The sequence below is a fragment of the Nocardia altamirensis NBRC 108246 genome (assembly GCF_001612685.1).
Lineage (GTDB): Bacteria > Actinomycetota > Actinomycetes > Mycobacteriales > Mycobacteriaceae > Nocardia > Nocardia altamirensis.
This window is the reverse complement of record NZ_BDAY01000019.1, coordinates 112,876-130,769: the sequence shown is the minus strand read 5'-3', so window position 1 is coordinate 130,769 and position 17,894 is coordinate 112,876. Positions and strand designations below refer to the sequence as shown.

Genomic DNA, 17,894 nt, shown 5'->3' with positions numbered 1-17,894 from the left:
AGGTGCGGCGAGTCGTCGCGAGGGGCTCGAGTGGCGTACCAGGCCGCTGTACCGCCAGCCAGAGTGGCGAGCATAAGGGCCTCGATTTGGAAGGGCGTCGGCATGGCTCGAAGACCGGCCAATCCCGAAAACAGCGCCACGCACGCCGCAATAGCGACACTGAGGAATACGCGGCGGCGATGCGGCACGGAGGAATTATGCACCAGGTTCGCCGCACCCCGGTGCCGTATGCCCCCATATGCTCAAGCTGAGCGTGCGAAAGATGCACCACCGAGGCGTTGTCCGGCCGGACTGGGCCAGCGATGCCGACCCCGATCCCTACGAGGTGCAGAAATCTCCAATCCCGTACAAAGCCACAGACGCTATGCCAACCGCCAGCGCTCCGACCAGGGGGAAGGGCTACCGCCCCCCGCATGCCTGGGTGCCAGGTGCGCCTTGAGGATCCTCTTTCGGCCGATCCCTCGATCTGCTCGCAACGATGTCGACGGCAAGCCTTGGACCAGCACAGATGATCAGCCATCTTGCATCGGCGTGTGCGCTTGGCCACCGGCATGTCGCAAGTTAACTTGCTATCATGGCGTCGAGGCCGCGCATCCACATCCATACAAGTGCACTCAAGCGCGAATTCGACGAAGCAGACATCTTGCACGCATTGAACAACGCTATCCGCACATTTGAAGACGACGACGGGCTCACGATGGTGATAGGTGCCGCCTGCAACCCGACACTGATTGAGGTGGGCTACGTGCTCCGCGACGATGGATCGTTGTTCGTCATCCACACCATGAAAGCCCGAACAAAGTACTTGAAGCGATTCCAGAAGCCGAGGTGAGGTAGATGCCCCGATCGTTGGAGGAGATCCTCGCGCACGCAGACGAGCTCGCAGACCGGTTCGAAAATAACTTCGAGCCAACCAATGTCGTCGAGACCGATGCACTGGAAGGTCTGGGCAAATCGGTCATCGAGCTATCGAACGCACAACGCAACGTGCGCCTCTGGGTCGAGCTTGCGAAGCAGCAGGGCAAAAGTTGGGCGGCAATTGGCGAGGTCCTGGGGACCTCTGGCGAAGCTGCCCGACAGCGCTATGGGGACGGAACGTCAAGCACCGCCAAGCGTGCCCGAGGCGCACGCCCAAAGGTCACGCCCACTACCCAGCAGGCCAAGAAGAAGCCGACCAACGTATCGGTGACAATCTCCGGCCGTGCTACTCGTCGAACCGCGACGTCAGGCGTGATCGGCGCTCCAGTGCGGTCGAAGCAACTCGCCCCGGTCGCCAAAAAGGCAGCAAAGAACGCGGTCGCCAAAAAGGCGGCAAAGAAGATGGCCAAAAAGCACTAAGTGTAACGCGACTCAGGTTTCGAGTCGCGTTCCGAAGCCCTGGGTGGGCTCATTTGATGTGGTCGACCCCCTACCGGGCGTGTGCCTGGGCTGTGGAGAGTTGGTTAGCCGGAAGACCGCCGCAGTCGCTCGCGGCGCATTGAACGGCTGGTGACGAAATAGACAGCGGCAATGATGATCAAGAGCAGCACCTCGGGGATCGCTACGGCCATTCGCTGCCAGGTGGGCGCCTCGTCGCCGAGCCGCCGAACAGCCTGTATTCCAACAAGCTGCGAAACGACGAACACGAGCATGGCTGCCGCCGAAGCGGTAAGCGGGTGTTGCGAGATCAGCTCCACCGTGTAGCGAAGCCGACTGACTTCCCGAGCATCGTTAAGTCTCTTCAACATCCGCAACTCGCGTCGGATAGCAGCATCGATGACGTGTTCGCTGTCTAGCACCTCAAGCTCAGCTCTGATCTCAGCGAGCTGCTTCAAACGCTCATGCGGAAGGACTTTCGATACCCGCATCGAGACCCAGCCTGCCCAGAAACCAACAACGATCGTCGCAACACCCGCGAACCAGTTCGTCATGCCAGGTAATCATCCAGTGCACGGCTCGGCCGCGCAGGCATTTGCCTTCTGGCTGCGACGGATTCGCTCAAGGTCTTGACCAGGTGGCAGGGCGAGCACGGGCTCGCCAGGTGGGCCCAGTCGTATCGATCACCGTCGGCCGACACGGGTCAACTCACAGATTCAGGGGTTGATCGGGCTGGATGGCGGTCGCGGCCCGCTCCGCATTCCCTGAGCTGTTGGTCTATCGCACGGCGTTGCGCTGGTGGCGTGCGGCGTAGAGCACGGCGGGGTTGAGCGCGATGTTCCATTGCGTCCAGCCGCAGGTGCATTCGGTGAGGTACTGCTCGCGCGTCGGGTTTGTCAGCCAGTGGCGGGTGATGCCGATGTGGTGGCCGGGCTGGCTGCGGTCGAGCCACACCAGCTCCGGCCCCGATACGGGCAACCACATTTCGGTCTATGCCTTGTCCGGCTCGGACGGTCCGAGGAGGTTGCCGAATCCGTCGTAGCGGTGTGGCTTTGGGGGTTCGAGGGGCTTGCCCTGGCTGTCCACGCGTACGCGTTGTGCGCTCTGCTTGGCGGCGATGCTGGCCAGTAGGTCGCGGTGGCGGTATGGGTTGTCGGCGTCCTGGATTCGGGTGTGGGTCATGGGGTTAGACCTCCGTGGTGAGTGCTTGGGTGATCGCGCCGAGGATGAGGTCTCGGGCGGGGAATGGGTTGGTGTTGTCGATGGTGAGGCCCTGGCGCCGCAGGTCGGTGTCGATAGCGACCGGCCAGACCTGTGCGGCGGTGAAGTAGCCGCGGCCATGCAACCAGTCCAGGGCGGCGGCCTCGGAGACCGCGTGCTGGAGGGCTGCGGCGAGTTGTTCGGCGAGCGGGACGAGTTCGGCCAGCCGATCCGGGCGCGGGTCGCTGGCGGCGTCACGAGCCCGGCATTGCTCGTCGATACATTCTTGGGTGACTTCGGCGAGAACGGTCCGGTGAGCAGCGAGGGCACGCTCGGCAGCAGCGCGTGTTTCGGCAAGGGCCGGTACGGCTTTCGGTTTCGGGATGGGCTTACCTGCGCGGGCCGCGTCGGCTGCGGCAGTGTCGTCGGCCTGCTGGGCTTCGGTGTCGCGGGCTGGATCGAACAGTTTGTTGCGGCAGGACTCGGCTGTGCTGCACTGGTCGCGTAGTCGGTCGCGTTCGGTGATGAGTTCGACCAGCTTCTCGGGTAGTAGTTCCAGTGGTGGTCGCGCCAAGGGATCCAATTGGCTTGCGGCGCTACCGATTACCTGGCGTCCGCGTCCGGGTGTGTATCGCATTCGGTGTTCCTTCCGTCTCTGTGTTCGGTGATGGCGTCGGTGTCGAACAGCCATCGGTGCCCGATCCTGTGGCCGCCGATCCGCTGACCAAGCCGCCGGACGTGACGGGTGCTGCAACCCAGCGCGGCAGCGGCCTCGGCGGTGGTGATGAACCGATCAGGACCGGTCGACTCCGATCCTGCCGAGGTGGCGGCATCGGCTGGTCCGGTCGCGGACGCCAGCGCCACACCGAGGGCACGGAGGTGTGTCCGAAGTCGTTCGGGCACAGGCAGGCCGTGTTGTTGGCGGCGGGTGATTTCGGTGGCGGCGAGCCAATGCGCGAGTACCAGATCGAACGACAGCCCGGTCATGACTTGGTCCGGTCGATCGACTGACCACCTCGGCTACGTCGCCTTCGAGGCGGTGGCAGTACGGCCACGTTCTGCAAGAACGCATCCATCGGCGTTACGTCGCTGTCCGATGTGTCCGAACGGTACGAGAGCGGCCGTTTCCCCTGGTCATGATGCGTTTCTGGTTCGGACAGATTCATCGGGATTTCGGACACTTGGGCGGAGGCGTCCGAATGATCGGCTCCGGTGTCCGAAAGCGATTGCTGCTCTGAACTGGGGGTATCAGGGTGTACGGTCCGTTCGGACACTTCGGACGTTCCTATGTACACACCGCGTGTTCGCTTGCCGATGAGTTCCTTCTCGTGCAGCCGTCGCAGGTACTTCCCGGCGTCGTCGTTGCCGATACCCAGATGGGTCGCTAGATCGGTTGCTCGGGTGCCCAGCGGCCGACTCGCGACAAAGGCGAGCGCATCGGCGGTGCGATCACCGAGGTTGGCCGTGTGCTGCCTGGTCGTCACGGTCGCCGCCGCGTCCATCAGGTCCGTGCCGTCGAGTGACCAGCGCCCGGCGTCGGTGACAAGGGCGTACTCGTTCTCGGGCACGTCGCGCCCGGTGACTGAGAGCACCGCTTGATCGGACTTGCGTTTGCGATTGAGTACGAGCACGAAATCCGCTGACCCGGCGATGCCTTGCGTGCCGGAGACCGCGTCCACGAAATCGACGGACTCGGCCTTGCGGGTGTGATGCACCACCAGCAGCGACGCACCGGGCGCGCTGTCGATGGCGCTTTTGAGCTGGCTGCCGATCGCGTAGTCGGCGGCGTAGGCATCCTCGCCGCGCTGTTTGGGTGGGCGTACCTTGCCCAACGTGTCCAGGATGACCAACGGCGCGGCGTCGGCGTGACGGATCAGGTACTCGGCGATCATCGGGACCACCTGATTGGCACGAGCCTTGATAATCACCGAAATACCCTCGGGGATAGGCTTATTCGCCATCAGTGTGCGGAATCGAGACTGTAGGCGGCGGTGGCCGTCCTCGAGCGCCAGATACAGCACGGGCCGACGCTGCACCGGGATACGGCCCAACGCGAACCCTCCGCCCGCGCACGCCAACCCGACACCCGCCACGAACCACGACTTACCCGCCTTCGGTGGCGCGACCAACAACCCGAACCCTTCGGGAATGATGCCCTCCACACACCACGCCAACGGCGGGAACTGTTGCGCGTCCAACCATCCGCCATCACGCAGCCCATCGAGCAGGTTCGCCGTATCTGGTTGTGGTGCTTCGTAATTGCTCACTCCACTACCCCTCGCGCGTGTGCCGAGCGGCGTAGGCTCCGCCCGCCCTCGAGGATTTGCGCCCACACCTCGGACGCGGCGACACCCCCGTCGACGGCACGGAGCACCTCTAGCGCGAACCTACGGGCATCCTCATGAAACAGATGCTCGGACCGTTCCTCGGCGAGCGACGGATTCGGCCACTCCCGATGCTGCGACGGCGCGTAGTCGCCGCGCAGATTCCACCGCTGCGCAATCGCTTTCACATCGGCCATGCACCGCACCCACCGACTCGTCGCTATATCCTGAAATCGGTCCGCCCGACCATTCGCTGCCCCGGTCGCCATCGACGCGCCGGGGCGCGTGAATCTCTGGGTCACCTCACGCCACCCCCGATCGTTCGTCGGTGCGGGACAACGTATTTCGCTGCTCCCATTCGAGAACCTCGGACCACGGGTACAGCACGCGCCGCCCTCGCTTCAGGAACTTCGGCCCTGTCCCCCGGTAACGGTCCTGCGCCAGTGATGCCGGAGTGGTGTGCCACCGCTGCGCCAGCTGTTCAGGAGTGGCGTGCCCATCCTGGGTAGTCATTCGATCTCCTTGCGTCGCTACTGATTTCCGTCGATAACCCGGCATTGACAGCTTGGCGGAGCTAATGACAAGCTGTCCATGTCATTAGCTGAGCGTCCTATCGACGGATCGGAGAAGTGAATGAGCCCGAGCGGATGGATCGCCCGGCTACCCCTGGAGATGGATGGAAACCCGGTTGGCTGGATCGTCTGGGACCAAAGGGGGGATCTGGTGGAACTGGGAGACCTGGTGTGCCCGCGTGAGGTCTCCATCCGACTGTCCGGCGCTCGTGATCAGCCTTCGCTCACAGCCACATTCGAGATACGCAACGGTGAGCCGACCTGCGTCGATGTCCAGGTTTCGGCGAAGTCAACCGGACGAGGCGTGCGACCCGTGGATTTCGAGGTAATCCGCCGCCAGCTCAATCAGTGGATGGATGAGGCATTCAAGAGCACGGCTCAGACCACCGTCGCACCGCCCGGACAGGAACCCCAGTTCGCCGACGAGCGAACCGCACACGCCGCATACGAGGCGGCGCGGAAGAACTCACGCCGCAAGATCACCGACGCCCTACTCACCGAGACCGCCGCCCTGTACCGCGAGTACATCGACGAAAAGCCTTTGCAGAAAATAGCGCAACGGTTCGAGGTATCCGAGCGGACCGCTGCCAGGTATGTCGAGATCTGCCGCAGCGACGAATACGGCCTACTCCCCAAGACCACATCCGGCCAGAAGAAAGCATGACCCAAAGGGTGACCCCCGCCGGAAGTCCCGTAGTTGGCGCTGCGGGCGGCGAGGGTCACGGACACCACCACCCCACAACCCAGCAAGGAAATGGAGCAGCAGCATGGATAAGCGTAGCGAGACGGTCGGGGGTCGATAGGCGTGGCCACAGTCGAGCCGTACTCCACACAATCCGGCCAGAAGCGGTACCGAGTCCGCTACCGCAAGCCGGACGGCAAGCAGACCAGCAAGCGGGGATTTCGGCGCAAAGTTGACGCCGAGAACTTCAAGAGCACGGTCGAAGTCCAGAAGATGACGGGCGACTACGTCGCGCCGTCGCTAGGGCGTATCACTGTGGGCGAGCTTGCGCCGAACTGGTTGGTGCGCAAGGAATCTGACCTGAAGCCGTCGACCTATAAATCGATTGAAACCGCGTGGCGGATACATGTCGAACCGCGTTGGGGTGGCGTGCGTATCGCGGATGTCGACCTTGATTCGGTTGAGACATGGATCTCAGAAATGGGACGGACCATCATCGACCGCAACGACTCGGACAAGGTGGTGAAGAAGGGCAGCGGCGCTACCGTCATCATCCGCGCCTACGGCGTACTCGCAGGAATTCTTGACACTGCGGTCAAGAGCAAGCGGTTGGCCAGGAACCCGGCTCGCGGCGTCGAGAACCTGCCGAAGAAGAAGCGGAAGCCCCGCACCTATCTCACGCATGAGCAAGTTGCTCTGCTCGCCAGCAAGTCCGGACAACATCGCGTACTTGTGCTGGTCCTCGCGTACTGCGGTATCCGGTGGGGAGAGGCAATCGGCTTGCGGGTCAAGGACCTCGATTTGTTGCGCAAGCGGCTCACCGTGGTCGAGAACGCCGTACAGGTGAACATGGAGGTCCATGTCGGTACGCCGAAATCGGACGACGAACGGTCGGTGCCTATCCCTGCGTTCATCGTTACCGAGCTTGCGCGACAGTGTGAAGGCAAAGGCCGCAGCACTCTGGTGTTCCCCGGCAAGAACGGCGAGCACCTGAAACGACCCATCAGTCACTCGGGCTGGTTCAACAAGGCCGTGAAGGCCGCCGACATTCCTCGGGTAACCCCGCACGACCTCAGGCACACAGCGGCGAGCCTGGCGATATCCGCCGGGGTCAATGTGAAAGCGCTGCAACGAATGCTCGGGCACGCCTCGGCCGCCATGACCTTGGACACCTACGCGGACTTGTTCGATGACGATTTGGACGCCGTCGGCGAAGCGCTGGACAAGGCCGCTGCGGCCAGTGTGGCCAAAATGTGGCCAGATGGTCGGCCAGCGGTGCCGACCTCCCCGAAAATAGTGCCCCTGACCAGCCGGGGCAGGTCAGGGGCGGTTGCGGAGACGGAGGGATTTGAACCCCCGGTCGCTCTCGCGACGCTCGCTTTCAAGGCGAGTGCATTCGGCCGCTCTGCCACGTCTCCTCAGACGACGATGGTAGCGGACGGCTCAGAGGGGGCGCGTTCCGATTTCCTGATCGACGCGGGCGAAGACTTCGGCGATGACCTCGAGCTGGTGTGCGGTGAGCAGGTCGACGAAGTTGCGGCGGACGGCCTCGACGTGGCCGGGGGCGGCGGATTCGAGGCGGCGCATGCCTTCGTCGGTGAGTTCGGCGAGGACGCCGCGACCGTCCTCGAGGCAGGTGTTGCGGCGCACCATGTGCTGGGCTTCGAGGCGCCGGATCTGATGGGTGAGGCGGCTTCTGGAGGAGAGCACACCGTCGGCAAGCTCGCTCATCCGCAAGGCGCGACCGGGCGCTTCGGACAGCAGCACCAGAATGCGGTATTCGGCGACACTCAGGTCGTTGTCCGCCTGTAACTGCCGATTCAACGCGGTCATCAGGCGTTGATGCCCGTCCATGTAGGCCCGCCAGGCCCGCTGCTGCGGCGGGGTGAGCCATCTCGGCTCCGCCGCGACGGGACTGCTCGATTCGGGATGCACGCTGCTCATTCTATGTCCGACCACCTGGGGAAACTCGCTGTGAGAGAAAGCCATTTCGCTTAGCGGGCAGTCACGACGAGTGATCTCTGCACCGCGGCAAGGTTCGCACAACCGGCGAGGCCCATCGCGGTCTCGAAATCAGCCAGCAACAGCCGAAGGGCATGCCGGACACCGGCGTGGCCCGCGATGCCGAGCCCGTACACCCACGGCCGCCCGTACAGCACCGCCTTGGCGCCGAGCGCCAACGCGATGAGCATGTCCGATCCGGTGCGGATGCCGGAGTCGAACAGCACGTCGGCACGGTCGCCGACGGTGGCGACGATGGTGGGCAGCGCGTCGAGCGCGGCGACGGCGCCGTCCAGCTGACGGCCGCCGTGGTTGCTCACCACCACCGCGTCGGCGCCTGCGTCGACCACCTGGCGGGCGTCGTCGGGGTGCAGAATGCCCTTCACCGCGATCGGCAGCTCGGTCCATTCCCGCAGGTGCGCGAGATCGGCGGGCCGCAGCGCATGGTTGCCGAACAGCCCGGCCCAGGCGAGGATCGCCGCACGCATGGCGTCCGCGCTCGCCTCGGGCGGTGCGGCGAGTTTGGCGCGAAAGACCGGGTCCGACAGGTAGTTCGCGATCCCCTTGCCGTGCAGGAAGGGCAGGTGCGCCAGCTCCAGGTCGCGCGGTCGCCAGCCGAGACTCGGGGTGTCGACGGTGACGACGATGGCCTTGGCCCCGGCCCGCTCGGCCCGGCGGACGAACGATCTGGCGAGATCGTCATCGGCGGGCCAGTACAGCTGATACCACCATTCGCCCGCGGCCGCGCCCACCTCCTCGATGGTCGAGGACGCCGCGGTGGACTGCACCGAGCCGATGCCGAGTTCCTTGGTCGCCGCCGCGGCGATCACCTCGCCGCCCTTGTGCAGCAGTTCCAGCACGCCGATCGGCGCGGTCAACACCGGAGCGGCTAGCCGAGTGCCGAGCACCTCCACCGAGAGGTCACGCGCGCCGGGCGCGGTGGCGCCGCGCAGCATGCGCGGGAGTAGCCGATATCGGTCGAAGGCGCTCCGATTGGCGGCAGCAGTGCGCTCAGACGACGCGCTGCCCGCCACGTACGCGAAGGCGTCGCGTTCGAGCACTTCTTCGGCTCGTCGCTCCAAACCCGCTGCCGTCATGGGTAACTCGGGTACCGCACCGCTGAGACCGCCGAGGTAGATCTCGTGCTGGAAATCGGCGAAACTGCTGCTCACGACCGTGACGGTAGTCGGTGCGCCCACCCTTTGCGGGCCGCTCGCGCAAATCCGATCCGTGGAAACGGCCCGCGCGCGGCCTGCGTTCCGGCGGGGCAGGATGGGACTGTGCATGCAATCGAACTGAACGGTTTCGGCGGGCCCGAGGTGATGGTGTGGTCCGAGGCGCCGGATCCGGCGCCAGGCCACGGCGAGGTCCTCATCGAGGTGGCGGCGGCCGGGGTGAACCGGGCCGATCTGCTGCAACGCCAGGGTCTCTATCCGTCACCGCCCGGTGCCAGCACGATCCTCGGCCTCGAGTGCTCCGGCGTGATCGCGGAACTCGGTGCGGGCGTGCACGACTGGCAGGTGGGCGGTCGCGTGTGCGCGCTGCTGTCCGGTGGCGCCTACGCCGAGAAGGTGGTCGCCCCTGCCGCCCAACTGCTTCCGGTGCCGGACGGCCTGGATCTGGGTGCGGCCGCCGCCCTGCCCGAGGTGGCGGCGACCGTGTGGTCGAACCTGGTGCTGACGGCGGGCCTGCAGGCAGGCCAGCTGCTGCTGATCCACGGCGGCGGTAGCGGCATCGGCACGCACGCGATCCAGGTGGCACGCAGCCTCGGCGCGCGCGTCGCGGTCACCGCCGGATCGGACGACAAGCTGGCACGCTGCAAGGAACTCGGCGCGGACCTGCTGATCAATTACCGCACCGATGATTTCGTCGCGGCGGTGACCGAATCCGGTGGCGCGCACGTCATCCTGGACCTGATGGGCGCTGCCTACTTGACGCGCAACGTCGATGCGCTGGCGAATTTCGGGCATCTGGTCGTGATCGGCATGCAGGGCGGCGCCGTCGGCGAGCTGAATATTGCTGCGCTGCTGCGGAAATGGGGCACCGTGCACGCCACCAACGTGCGCAACCGCCCGGCCACCGGCGCAGGCAGCAAGGCCGCGATCATCGCTGATGTGCGCAGGCAGCTGTGGCCGTTGGTCGCCGACGGCAGCGTGGTTCCGGTGATCCACGCGGAACTTCCGATGGCTGAGGCCGGCGAGGCACACCGCCTACTGGAATCCGGTGAAGCCTTCGGCAAGGTCACCTTGACCGTGTGAACCCGGCGGGATCACTCCAAAGCGACTAGGGCGCGGCCGAGCTGATCGATCTCGAATTTGGTTGTGTAGGGCGCAAGTCCGATGGTGACCGCGCCACCCTCGTCGTTGACGCCGAGCGCGTCGAGCAGCCGACTGCCACCGTGCACACCGCTGACGGTGCCGATGCGGTTGTCGGCGAGCTTGGCCGCGACCTTCTCGGCCTGCATGCCTGCGAGGGTGAAACTGACAGTGGGGATTCGAGTGGAGGCGCGGCCGATCACGGTCAAGTTCGGGATCTTGTCCAGCACATCCATCAGGTGCTCGAACAGCTGATCGTGGTAGTCCTGCAACGAGGTGATCGACATTTCCAGTCGTTGCCGCCTGCTGCCCCGTGCCCGCTCGTCCAGCCCGGCGAGGAAGTCGATCGAGGTGGTCAGCCCGGCGAGCAGGGCGTACTGATGCCCGCCGACCTCGAGCCGCTCGGCGCCCTTCGCGTAGGGGTTCAACGACATCGAGGGAATGCGGTCGAGGAACGCCGGATCACGGAACACCAGGGCGCCGATCTGCGGGCCACCCCAGGCCGGCGCGCTGAGCGCGACGACGTCGGCGTTGAGCTCGTCGATATCGATGAGCGCGTAGGGCGCGGCGCCGAACGCGTCGGCGACGAGCAGCCCACCCACCTCGTGCACGCGGTCCGCGGCCACCCGGACCGCGGGGGCGGAACCGACGATCGGCGAGGCGGCGGTGAGCGCGACCAACCGCGCCGTCGGCCCGATCAGTTCCTCGAACTGCCACGACGGCATCTCGCAGGTTTCGATCTCCACCTCGGCCCAACGCACATGGGCGCCGTAGCGATTGGCGATACGCAACCACGGCGCGACGTTCGCCTCGTCGTCCAGCCGGGACAGCACGATGCCGGTGCCGAGCCCGAGCCGCGAGCTCAGCGATTCGGCGAGCCAGGCGAGCAGGACGGCTCGGTCGGGGCCGAGGACAACGCCCGCCGGATCGCCGCCGACCAGATCCGCCACCGCCTCGCGGGCCGCGTCCAGAATGGCGGCGCTGCGCACCGCGGCACCATTGCGACCGATATGCGAAAAAGAGGAAGTTCGGAATCCCGTTGACACGGCGCGAGATACCGCGTCGGGCACCAACATGCCCGCTTGCGGGTCGAGATGAATCCAGCCGTCGCCGAGGGACGGTATCAGGCCCCGAACCCTCGCGACGTCGTAAGTCATGTTGGCCACTCTAAGGGCAGCGGGCGAGCCTGTGTAACCGCGTTCCCCTCCGCCACTAAACGGGGGCACAGCGACCTGGGACTCAGCATGGCAACCGACTTTCAGCAAATCCGAACCACACGACCCGAACAGAATAGAACGCCGCCGCATCGCTATGACGAGGACCGGGCAACCCCGGCGCACCTGGTCCTTCTACGCCCTGTGAACACCGGTTTAGCGCGTTCCTCGGCAACGCGACATGATAGGGACCATGACGCAATCGGATGAGGCACCGGACCACATCGTCGTTGTCGGACCGGACGGCCGCCCGTTGGTCATCCCCGCGGAGGGCGCAGCGGACGCGCCCTTCACCGCACAGGTGGTGACCGACGAGGACAAAAAGGACGAGTCGGACGACCGCGATGATTCCGGCGAATCTTTGGCCGACATGGTCGAGCAACCCGCGAAGGTCATGCGCATCGGCACCATGATCAAACAGCTGCTCGAAGAAGTGCGCGCGGCACCGCTCGACGACGCCAGCCGGAATCGGCTGAAAGAAATTCACAAATCCTCGGTCCGCGAGCTGGAACAGGGCCTCGCCCCGGAACTGCGCGCCGAACTCGAGCGGCTCACGCTGCCCTTCACCGACGACGCCATCCCCTCGGACGCCGAGCTGCGGATCGCCCAGGCGCAGCTGGTCGGCTGGCTGGAAGGCCTGTTCCACGGGATTCAGACGGCGCTGTTCGCACAGCAGATGGCAGCGCGAGCCCAACTCGAGCAGATGCGCCAGGGCGCGCTACCGCCCGGCATCCACGCGGCGGACCCCCGCGGCGGCCAGGCCAATCACGTCACCGGCGGCTCCGGGCAGTACCTCTGAGGTGCTGACCCGCGTGTGCCAGCCGGGTCGGTAGCAATATCCAAGGGTAGGCTCGGGCACCGTGCCCGCCGCTGCCGCTCGCCCCGACTCAGACCAGAGTTCGGGGCGTCGTGAAGAGAGCTCGATGCGTTCAGATGACAGCAAAGTTCTGCCAGATGATTCCGTGCGTCCCGAGGATGATCCCTCCGGCGACAGCTCGGTGCGCGCCGATGACGGCTCGGCAGACGAGGATCCCGTGAGCACGGGAGACGCCCCTGCCGTGCCGGAGGAAGCCGCCGTCGACACAGCGACCGCCGAGCCGGTGAGCACCGAGCCGATCGGCTCGGATTCGCAGACCTTTCAGCGGGCATTCAAGGACTTCCGCGTCGGCTTCGGACAGCGTGAACTGTGGCTCTCCCTCGGCTGGCAGGACATCAAACAGCGGTACCGGCGCTCGGTACTCGGACCGTTCTGGATCACCATCGCGACCGGTGTTCAAGCGGCCGCGATGGGTCTGCTCTACGCCGCGCTGCTCGGCCAGCCGATCAAGGACTACATGCCCTACGTGGCGGTCGGCATCATCGTCTGGAATGTGATCAACGCGAGCATTCTCGAGGGCGCCGATGTCTTCGTCGCCAACGAGGGGCTGATCAAACAGTTGCCGTCGGCGTTGAGCGTGCACGTCTACCGCCTGGTGTGGCGGCAGTTGCTGTTCTTCGCACACAACATGCTGATCTATGCCGTTGTGCTCGTCGCGTTCGGTGTCTGGGAGAAACTGCACTGGACCGCGATATTCGCCATCCCCGCGCTCGGGCTGCTTTTCCTCAATGCGATGTGGGTGTCGATCGTGTTCGGCATCTTCAGCACCCGCTACCGCGATATCACGCCGATCCTCGGCAGTCTCACGCTGATGCTGTTCGTGCTGACCCCGGTGATGTGGAATACCAAGAGCCTGGTTGATCAGGGTGGCCAGGTCAGCGAGCGTGCGAAACTGCTCGAAGTCATTCCGACATACCACTATCTGGAGATCATCCGCGCACCTTTGCTCGGCGACGACCAGCATCTGTATCACTGGGTGATCGTCGGCACCATCACCGTGATCGGCTGGATCGTGGCGATCTTCGCGATGAAGCAGTTCCGTTCGCGCGTGCCGTACTGGGTTTAGGAGCGGATCGATGACCGATCATGTGAGTATCGAAACCCGCAACGCCTGGGTCGAATTCCCGATCTTCGACGCGAAATCGCGTTCGTTGAAGAAGGCTTTCCTCGGCAAAGCCGGCGGCGCGATCGGACGCAACCAGTCCGATGTCGTTGTCGTCGAGGCGCTGCGCGACATCACGCTTTCGCTGAAGGAAGGCGACAAGGTCGGCCTGGTCGGGCACAACGGTGCGGGCAAATCGACACTGCTGCGGCTGCTTTCGGGCATCTACGAACCGACGCGGGGTAGCGCGCGCATCCGCGGCCGAGTCGCACCGGTATTCGACCTCGGCGTCGGCATGGACCCGGAAATCTCCGGCTACGAGAACATCATCATCCGTGGTCTTTTCCTCGGGCAGACACGCAAGCAGATGCTGGCCAAGATCGATGAGATCGCCGATTTCACTGAGCTGGGCGAGTACCTGTCGATGCCGTTGCGCACCTACTCGACCGGCATGCGAGTGCGCCTCGCCATGGGCGTGGTGACCTCGATCGATCCCGAGATCCTGCTGCTCGACGAAGGCATCGGCGCGGTGGATGCCGAATTCATGAAGAAGGCCCGGCTGCGTCTGCAGAAATTGGTGGCCAGATCCGGCATCCTGGTATTCGCCAGTCATTCCAACGAATTTCTCGCGCAGCTCTGCGATACCGCGATGTGGGTCGATCACGGACAGATCCGTTTGCGTGGCGGCATCGAAGAAGTGGTGCGGGCCTACGAGGGTCCGGACGCGGGAAACCACGTCGCGACAGTGCTGCGCGAATTGGAAGCGGAACAGTCCATGAGCAACGAACGAGAACTGGAGCGGAATCAGGCATGAGTGGGTCAGGGCCGAAGGAGGCAGCCTGCGTAACCACGCAGGCCCCCCACCCATGCCACGGAGGCACAGCATGAGTGAGCCGACCGGGCAGGACACCCCGATCGAGACCGGGGCCGAAGCCCAGGTCGACTCCGCGCCGGAGGATTCCGGCGACACGGTGCCCGCCGTCGGTGAAAAGGCCGACGAGCCGGTGGCGCAGCCGGCGAGCTCACCCGCCTACGCCAACCCCGACGCACTCATCGTCGCGGTCGTTGTCACCCACAAGCGCCGCGAACTGCTCGCCGAGTCGCTGAAAGTCATTGCGTCCCAATCACGACCGGTCGATCACCTGATCGTGGTCGACAACGCCAACGAGTCCGAGGTCGCCGACCTGGTCCGCGATCAGCCGATGGACGTCACCTACCTCGGGTCGGCGCACAACCTCGGCGGCGCAGGCGGATTCGCGCTCGGCATGCTGCACGCGCTGAGCATGGGCGCGGACTGGGTCTGGCTGGCCGACGACGACGGTCGGCCCGAGGGCCCGGAAGTCCTTGCCATCCTGCTGGATTGCGCGCGACGGCACGGGCTCGTCGAGGTGTCGCCGGTGGTCTGCGATATCGACGAACCGGATCGCCTCGCGTTCCCGCTGCGCCGCGGTGTGGTGTGGCGGCGGCTGCGGTCCGAACTCGGCGACGAGGATTTCCTGCCCGGCATCGCGTCGCTGTTCAACGGCGCGCTCATCTCCGCCGCCTCGGTCGATCTGATCGGCGTGCCCGACCTGCGGCTGTTCGTGCGCGGCGACGAGGTGGAGGTGCATCGCAGGCTGGTCCGCTCCGGGCTGCCCTTCGGCACCTGTCTGCAGACCGCGTACCTGCATCCCAACGGCGCCGCGGAGTTCAAGCCGATCCTCGGCGGCCGGATGCACACCCAGTACCCCGATGACCCGGTGAAACGCTATTTCACCTACCGCAACCGCGGCTACCTGATGTCGCAGCCCGGCATGCGCAAGCTGCTGCCGCAGGAATGGATTCGCTTCTCCTGGTTCTTCCTCGTCACCCGGCGTGACCCGGCCGGCCTGCGCGAATGGTTCCAGCTGCGCGCCCTCGGCCGCAACGAGCAGTTCGGCAAGCCGGACCCGAAGAAGCCCAGTTAATTCGGTTGCGGGCGGCACGAAGGGCGTGCCATGGTGTGAGGCAACTGCGAGAGAGGCAAGGAGGTGTGGACCGTGGCTACGACTGTGCGGATTGTCGTGTCCGGACGAGCTGTGCTTGCGCACGCCGCCACACGAAACTCCCCCTCATTCTCCGCTCGCTGAGCCCCTGGTTGGGCTCGCGCCCAACGAAGGATTCCTTCCATCATGGTCGACAACGACCTCCTTGTTCCATACGGCTGGACCGAAGCCGTAGCACTCGAATACACCTCGATGATCGAGGAAGGCTGCGTCCCCGCCAGGGTGATCCGGATGGATCGCAGCGAATGTGATGTCGCGACGCCGAACGGCGTTGTCCGCGCTCGGTGCCCGAGGGCCGATGCCGAAGTCAGCGGGCTGTGCACCGGCGACTGGGTCACCGTCGACGCCGAACCAGCGGTGCGGCAACTGCTTCCGCGCCGCTCGGCGATCATGCGCTCGTCGGTGTCCGGGCGTTCGCACGCCCAGGTGCTGGCCGCCAATGTGGACACCGTGCTGATCTGCACCGCGGCCGACGGCGACGTCGATCTCGGGCGGATCGAGCGCATGCTCGCGCTGGCCTGGGAGAGCAACGCGCAGCCGATCGTGGTCCTCACCAAAGCCGATGCGGCAGTGCATATCCCGCTCGACGAGGTGCAGGCCGTCGCGCCGGGCGCGGTCGCGCTCACCGTCAGCGCGAACAACGGCGCCGGGCTCGATGTGCTGACCGCCATGCTCGACGGGACGGTCGCGCTGATCGGGCCGTCCGGCGCGGGCAAGTCCACCCTCGCCAATGCGCTGCTCGGCCAGGAAGTGTTCGCCACCAACGCCGTTCGGGCCGCGGACAAGAAGGGCAGGCACACCACGGTGCATCGGGAACTGCGACCGCTACCCGCAGGCGGCACGCTCATCGATACACCGGGCCTGCGCGGGGTCGGGCTGTGGGACGCCGCCGAAGGGATCGAGAAGACCTTCAGCGACATCGAATCCTTCGCCGCCCGGTGCCGATTCGCCGATTGCGCACACAACGGCGAACCCGGCTGCGCCGTCCAGGAAGCCATCGACAGCGGCGAGCTCACCCAGCGCCGCTTCGACAGCTACCAGCGCCTCGCGAAGGAAAACGCCTGGATGGCGGCGCGCCAGGACAAGCGGCTGGAAGCCGAGCGCAAGCGCGTCTGGCGCGACATCTCCAAACAGCAGCGCCAGGCTTACCGCGTTCGCGGCACCAAACGCTGAGACACTGCCCGGAATCGCGGGGTGGGCGGCACACGGTCGGCGATCCGCGCCGCCCGCCCCGCACCCGGGCACGCCGGTTACCCCTATGCAACTGATTGCATAGAACCGAGGTTTACGCTTACTGTCGAAGTGCGTAAGGCCGCGGGAGCTCACCCGCGGCGCAGACGACAGGAGCAGGTCAATGACGGAATCGGGATCCAAGCCGCTCGCGGGCAGAACGTTGATCATGTCGGGCGGCAGTCGTGGCATCGGCCTGGAGATCGCGAAGCGGGCCGCGGCCGACGGGGCCAACATCACCCTGATCGCCAAGACCGATACGCCGCACCCCAAGCTTCCTGGCACGATCCACACGGCCGCGGCCGAGCTCGAGGCGGCGGGCGGCCAGGTGCTGCCGTTCGTCGGCGACGTACGCATCGACGAGGCGGTCGAGGAGGCGGTGCGCCAGACGGTCGAGCGATTCGGCGGCATCGACATCGTGGTGAACAACGCCTCGGCCATCGACATCTCCCCGACCGACATCCTGCCGATGAAGAAGTACGACCTGATGCAGGACATCAACTGCCGCGGCAGCTTCCTGCTGTCCAAGCTGAGCATCCCGCACCTGCGCGAATCGGCCGCCGCCGACCGCAATCCGCATATCCTGACGCTGTCCCCGCCGTTGAACCTCGACCCGAAGTGGGCGGGCATGGCACTGGGCTACACCATCGCCAAGTACGGAATGTCGCTCACCACACTGGGTTTGGCGGAGGAGCTGAAGGGCGACGGGATCGGCGTCAACTCGCTGTGGCCGCGCACAACCATCGCCACCGCCGCGGTGAAGAACCTGCTCGGCGGCGAGCAGATGATCTCCACCTCGCGCACCCCCGACATCTACGCCGACGCGGCCTATCTGGTGCTCACGTCCCCGGCCAAGTCGACGTCGGGCAACTTCTTCATCGATGACGATGTCCTCGCGGCCCACGGCATCACCGACCTGGACAAGTACCGGGTAACGCCAGGCGACGGCGAACTCACCACCGACCTGTTCCTGTGAAAGACCCCGTCACCCAGCACA

General features: G+C 65.4%; 21 protein-coding genes, 1 tRNA gene and 1 pseudogene. 11 read left to right on the top strand and 12 right to left on the bottom strand.

The window, feature by feature from the left end; all coding sequences use genetic code 11:
• The first annotated feature begins 574 nt into the window (after positions 1–574).
• Entirely contained in the window at positions 575–832 is a 258-nt protein-coding gene (locus tag NA11_RS12835; protein WP_069162063.1) for a hypothetical protein, read from the top strand.
• A gap of 5 nt (positions 833–837) precedes the next feature.
• The gene (locus NA11_RS46285; RefSeq protein WP_069162062.1) at positions 838–1,338 is read left to right on the top strand and encodes a hypothetical protein; all 501 of its coding nucleotides are present in this window, start codon (positions 838–840) and stop codon (positions 1,336–1,338) included.
• Between the two features lie 104 nt (positions 1,339–1,442).
• Here the strand turns inward: NA11_RS46285 and NA11_RS12825 are convergent, their stop codons facing one another.
• The 8 genes from NA11_RS12825 to NA11_RS12790 all read right to left on the bottom strand — a co-directional run bounded on the left by NA11_RS12825 (position 1,443) and on the right by NA11_RS12790 (position 5,393).
• Positions 1,443–1,910: a hypothetical protein gene (locus NA11_RS12825; RefSeq protein ID WP_141717558.1), complete on the bottom strand. Its 468-nt coding sequence runs from the start codon at positions 1,908–1,910 to the stop codon at positions 1,443–1,445.
• Positions 1,911–2,133: 223 nt separating this feature from the next.
• Positions 2,134–2,340 carry a hypothetical protein gene (locus tag NA11_RS12820; protein ID WP_069162060.1) on the bottom strand — a complete coding sequence of 69 codons (207 nt, stop codon included), beginning with the start codon at positions 2,338–2,340 and terminating at the stop codon, positions 2,134–2,136.
• Between the two features lie 6 nt (positions 2,341–2,346).
• Positions 2,347–2,538: a hypothetical protein gene (locus tag NA11_RS12815; RefSeq protein ID WP_069162059.1), complete on the bottom strand. Its 192-nt coding sequence runs from the start codon at positions 2,536–2,538 to the stop codon at positions 2,347–2,349.
• Positions 2,539–2,542: 4 nt separating this feature from the next.
• Positions 2,543–3,193: a hypothetical protein gene (locus NA11_RS12810; RefSeq protein ID WP_141717557.1), complete on the bottom strand. Its 651-nt coding sequence runs from the start codon at positions 3,191–3,193 to the stop codon at positions 2,543–2,545.
• Complete coding sequence (locus tag NA11_RS12805; RefSeq protein ID WP_069162057.1) at positions 3,160–3,543, bottom strand: helix-turn-helix domain-containing protein; 384 nt, start codon at positions 3,541–3,543, stop codon at positions 3,160–3,162. Before NA11_RS12805 ends, NA11_RS12810 begins: the two co-directional genes overlap by 34 nt.
• The gene (locus NA11_RS12800) at positions 3,540–4,823 is read right to left on the bottom strand and encodes an AAA family ATPase (RefSeq protein ID WP_069162056.1); all 1,284 of its coding nucleotides are present in this window, start codon (positions 4,821–4,823) and stop codon (positions 3,540–3,542) included. The genes NA11_RS12805 and NA11_RS12800 overlap by 4 nt, the downstream gene beginning before the upstream one ends.
• Positions 4,820–5,077, bottom strand: a complete 258-nt coding sequence (locus NA11_RS12795) for a hypothetical protein (RefSeq protein ID WP_141717556.1) — start codon at positions 5,075–5,077, stop codon at positions 4,820–4,822. The genes NA11_RS12800 and NA11_RS12795 overlap by 4 nt, the downstream gene beginning before the upstream one ends.
• A 106-nt stretch (positions 5,078–5,183) precedes the next feature.
• A complete protein-coding gene (locus tag NA11_RS12790; protein ID WP_069162054.1) occupies positions 5,184–5,393 on the bottom strand; it encodes a hypothetical protein in 210 nt (69 codons plus the stop codon).
• Positions 5,394–5,765: 372 nt separating this feature from the next.
• On the opposite strand from NA11_RS12790, the gene NA11_RS44735 reads away from it, so the two are divergent.
• The gene (locus NA11_RS44735; RefSeq protein ID WP_141717555.1) at positions 5,766–6,116 is read left to right on the top strand and encodes a hypothetical protein; all 351 of its coding nucleotides are present in this window, start codon (positions 5,766–5,768) and stop codon (positions 6,114–6,116) included.
• Positions 6,117–6,257: 141 nt separating this feature from the next.
• A pseudogene (locus NA11_RS12780) lies at positions 6,258–7,415 on the top strand (tyrosine-type recombinase/integrase); the annotation flags it as partial.
• A 52-nt stretch (positions 7,416–7,467) separates the two neighbouring features.
• On the opposite strand, the gene NA11_RS12775 reads toward NA11_RS12780, so the two are convergent.
• The 3 genes from NA11_RS12775 to NA11_RS12765 all read right to left on the bottom strand — a co-directional run bounded on the left by NA11_RS12775 (position 7,468) and on the right by NA11_RS12765 (position 9,307).
• A tRNA-Ser gene (locus tag NA11_RS12775) sits at positions 7,468–7,552 on the bottom strand.
• Positions 7,553–7,577: 25 nt separating this feature from the next.
• Positions 7,578–8,078 (bottom strand): MarR family winged helix-turn-helix transcriptional regulator, encoded by a 501-nt coding sequence (locus tag NA11_RS12770; RefSeq protein ID WP_069162052.1) that lies wholly within the window; start codon positions 8,076–8,078, stop codon positions 7,578–7,580.
• A gap of 50 nt (positions 8,079–8,128) precedes the next feature.
• Positions 8,129–9,307 carry an alpha-hydroxy-acid oxidizing protein gene (locus NA11_RS12765; RefSeq protein ID WP_069162126.1) on the bottom strand — a complete coding sequence of 393 codons (1,179 nt, stop codon included), beginning with the start codon at positions 9,305–9,307 and terminating at the stop codon, positions 8,129–8,131.
• Between the two features lie 108 nt (positions 9,308–9,415).
• Between NA11_RS12765 and NA11_RS12760 the strand changes: the two genes are divergently transcribed.
• Positions 9,416–10,393 (top strand): NAD(P)H-quinone oxidoreductase, encoded by a 978-nt coding sequence (locus tag NA11_RS12760; RefSeq protein WP_069162051.1) that lies wholly within the window; start codon positions 9,416–9,418, stop codon positions 10,391–10,393.
• A gap of 11 nt (positions 10,394–10,404) precedes the next feature.
• Here the strand turns inward: NA11_RS12760 and NA11_RS12755 are convergent, their stop codons facing one another.
• Positions 10,405–11,607: a cysteine desulfurase-like protein gene (locus NA11_RS12755; protein ID WP_069162125.1), complete on the bottom strand. Its 1,203-nt coding sequence runs from the start codon at positions 11,605–11,607 to the stop codon at positions 10,405–10,407.
• A 250-nt stretch (positions 11,608–11,857) separates the two neighbouring features.
• On the opposite strand from NA11_RS12755, the gene NA11_RS12750 reads away from it, so the two are divergent.
• From NA11_RS12750 to NA11_RS12725, 6 genes are all read left to right on the top strand, one after another.
• On the top strand, positions 11,858–12,463 hold the full coding sequence (locus NA11_RS12750; RefSeq protein ID WP_069162050.1) for a bacterial proteasome activator family protein: 606 nt from the start codon (positions 11,858–11,860) through the stop codon (positions 12,461–12,463).
• Between the two features lie 124 nt (positions 12,464–12,587).
• Positions 12,588–13,607 (top strand): galactan export ABC transporter permease subunit Wzm/RfbD, encoded by a 1,020-nt coding sequence (wzm, locus tag NA11_RS12745; RefSeq protein WP_084654561.1) that lies wholly within the window; start codon positions 12,588–12,590, stop codon positions 13,605–13,607.
• Between the two features lie 10 nt (positions 13,608–13,617).
• Positions 13,618–14,457, top strand: a complete 840-nt coding sequence (gene wzt, locus NA11_RS12740; RefSeq protein WP_069162049.1) for a galactan export ABC transporter ATP-binding subunit Wzt/RfbE — start codon at positions 13,618–13,620, stop codon at positions 14,455–14,457.
• A gap of 70 nt (positions 14,458–14,527) precedes the next feature.
• On the top strand, positions 14,528–15,589 hold the full coding sequence (gene glfT1 / locus NA11_RS12735) for a galactofuranosyltransferase GlfT1 (protein ID WP_245745848.1): 1,062 nt from the start codon (positions 14,528–14,530) through the stop codon (positions 15,587–15,589).
• Between the two features lie 204 nt (positions 15,590–15,793).
• Complete coding sequence (gene rsgA / locus NA11_RS12730) at positions 15,794–16,840, top strand: ribosome small subunit-dependent GTPase A (RefSeq protein WP_069162048.1); 1,047 nt, start codon at positions 15,794–15,796, stop codon at positions 16,838–16,840.
• Positions 16,841–17,021: 181 nt separating this feature from the next.
• A complete protein-coding gene (locus NA11_RS12725; protein WP_069162047.1) occupies positions 17,022–17,873 on the top strand; it encodes an SDR family oxidoreductase in 852 nt (283 codons plus the stop codon).
• The last annotated feature ends 21 nt before the right edge of the window (positions 17,874–17,894 follow it).

Bases quoted from the DNA above. Each gene is read 5' to 3' on its own strand.
- NA11_RS12755 (WP_069162125.1), bottom strand. From the start codon at position 11,607: ATGACTTACGACGTCGCGAGGGTTCGGGGCCTGATACCGTCCCTCGGC.
- NA11_RS12725 (WP_069162047.1), top strand. From the start codon at position 17,022: ATGACGGAATCGGGATCCAAGCCGCTCGCGGGCAGAACGTTGATCATG.
- wzm (WP_084654561.1), top strand. From the start codon at position 12,588: ATGCGTTCAGATGACAGCAAAGTTCTGCCAGATGATTCCGTGCGTCCC.
- NA11_RS12770 (WP_069162052.1), bottom strand. From the start codon at position 8,078: ATGAGCAGCGTGCATCCCGAATCGAGCAGTCCCGTCGCGGCGGAGCCG.
- NA11_RS12835 (WP_069162063.1), top strand. From the start codon at position 575: ATGGCGTCGAGGCCGCGCATCCACATCCATACAAGTGCACTCAAGCGC.
- wzt (WP_069162049.1), top strand. From the start codon at position 13,618: ATGACCGATCATGTGAGTATCGAAACCCGCAACGCCTGGGTCGAATTC.
- NA11_RS12790 (WP_069162054.1), bottom strand. From the start codon at position 5,393: ATGACTACCCAGGATGGGCACGCCACTCCTGAACAGCTGGCGCAGCGG.
- NA11_RS12810 (WP_141717557.1), bottom strand. From the start codon at position 3,193: ATGCGATACACACCCGGACGCGGACGCCAGGTAATCGGTAGCGCCGCA.
- rsgA (WP_069162048.1), top strand. From the start codon at position 15,794: ATGGTCGACAACGACCTCCTTGTTCCATACGGCTGGACCGAAGCCGTA.
- NA11_RS12795 (WP_141717556.1), bottom strand. From the start codon at position 5,077: ATGGCCGATGTGAAAGCGATTGCGCAGCGGTGGAATCTGCGCGGCGAC.
- NA11_RS12805 (WP_069162057.1), bottom strand. From the start codon at position 3,543: ATGACCGGGCTGTCGTTCGATCTGGTACTCGCGCATTGGCTCGCCGCC.
- NA11_RS12825 (WP_141717558.1), bottom strand. From the start codon at position 1,910: ATGACGAACTGGTTCGCGGGTGTTGCGACGATCGTTGTTGGTTTCTGG.
- glfT1 (WP_245745848.1), top strand. From the start codon at position 14,528: ATGAGTGAGCCGACCGGGCAGGACACCCCGATCGAGACCGGGGCCGAA.
- NA11_RS12750 (WP_069162050.1), top strand. From the start codon at position 11,858: ATGACGCAATCGGATGAGGCACCGGACCACATCGTCGTTGTCGGACCG.
- NA11_RS46285 (WP_069162062.1), top strand. From the start codon at position 838: ATGCCCCGATCGTTGGAGGAGATCCTCGCGCACGCAGACGAGCTCGCA.
- NA11_RS12815 (WP_069162059.1), bottom strand. From the start codon at position 2,538: ATGACCCACACCCGAATCCAGGACGCCGACAACCCATACCGCCACCGC.
- NA11_RS12820 (WP_069162060.1), bottom strand. From the start codon at position 2,340: ATGTGGTTGCCCGTATCGGGGCCGGAGCTGGTGTGGCTCGACCGCAGC.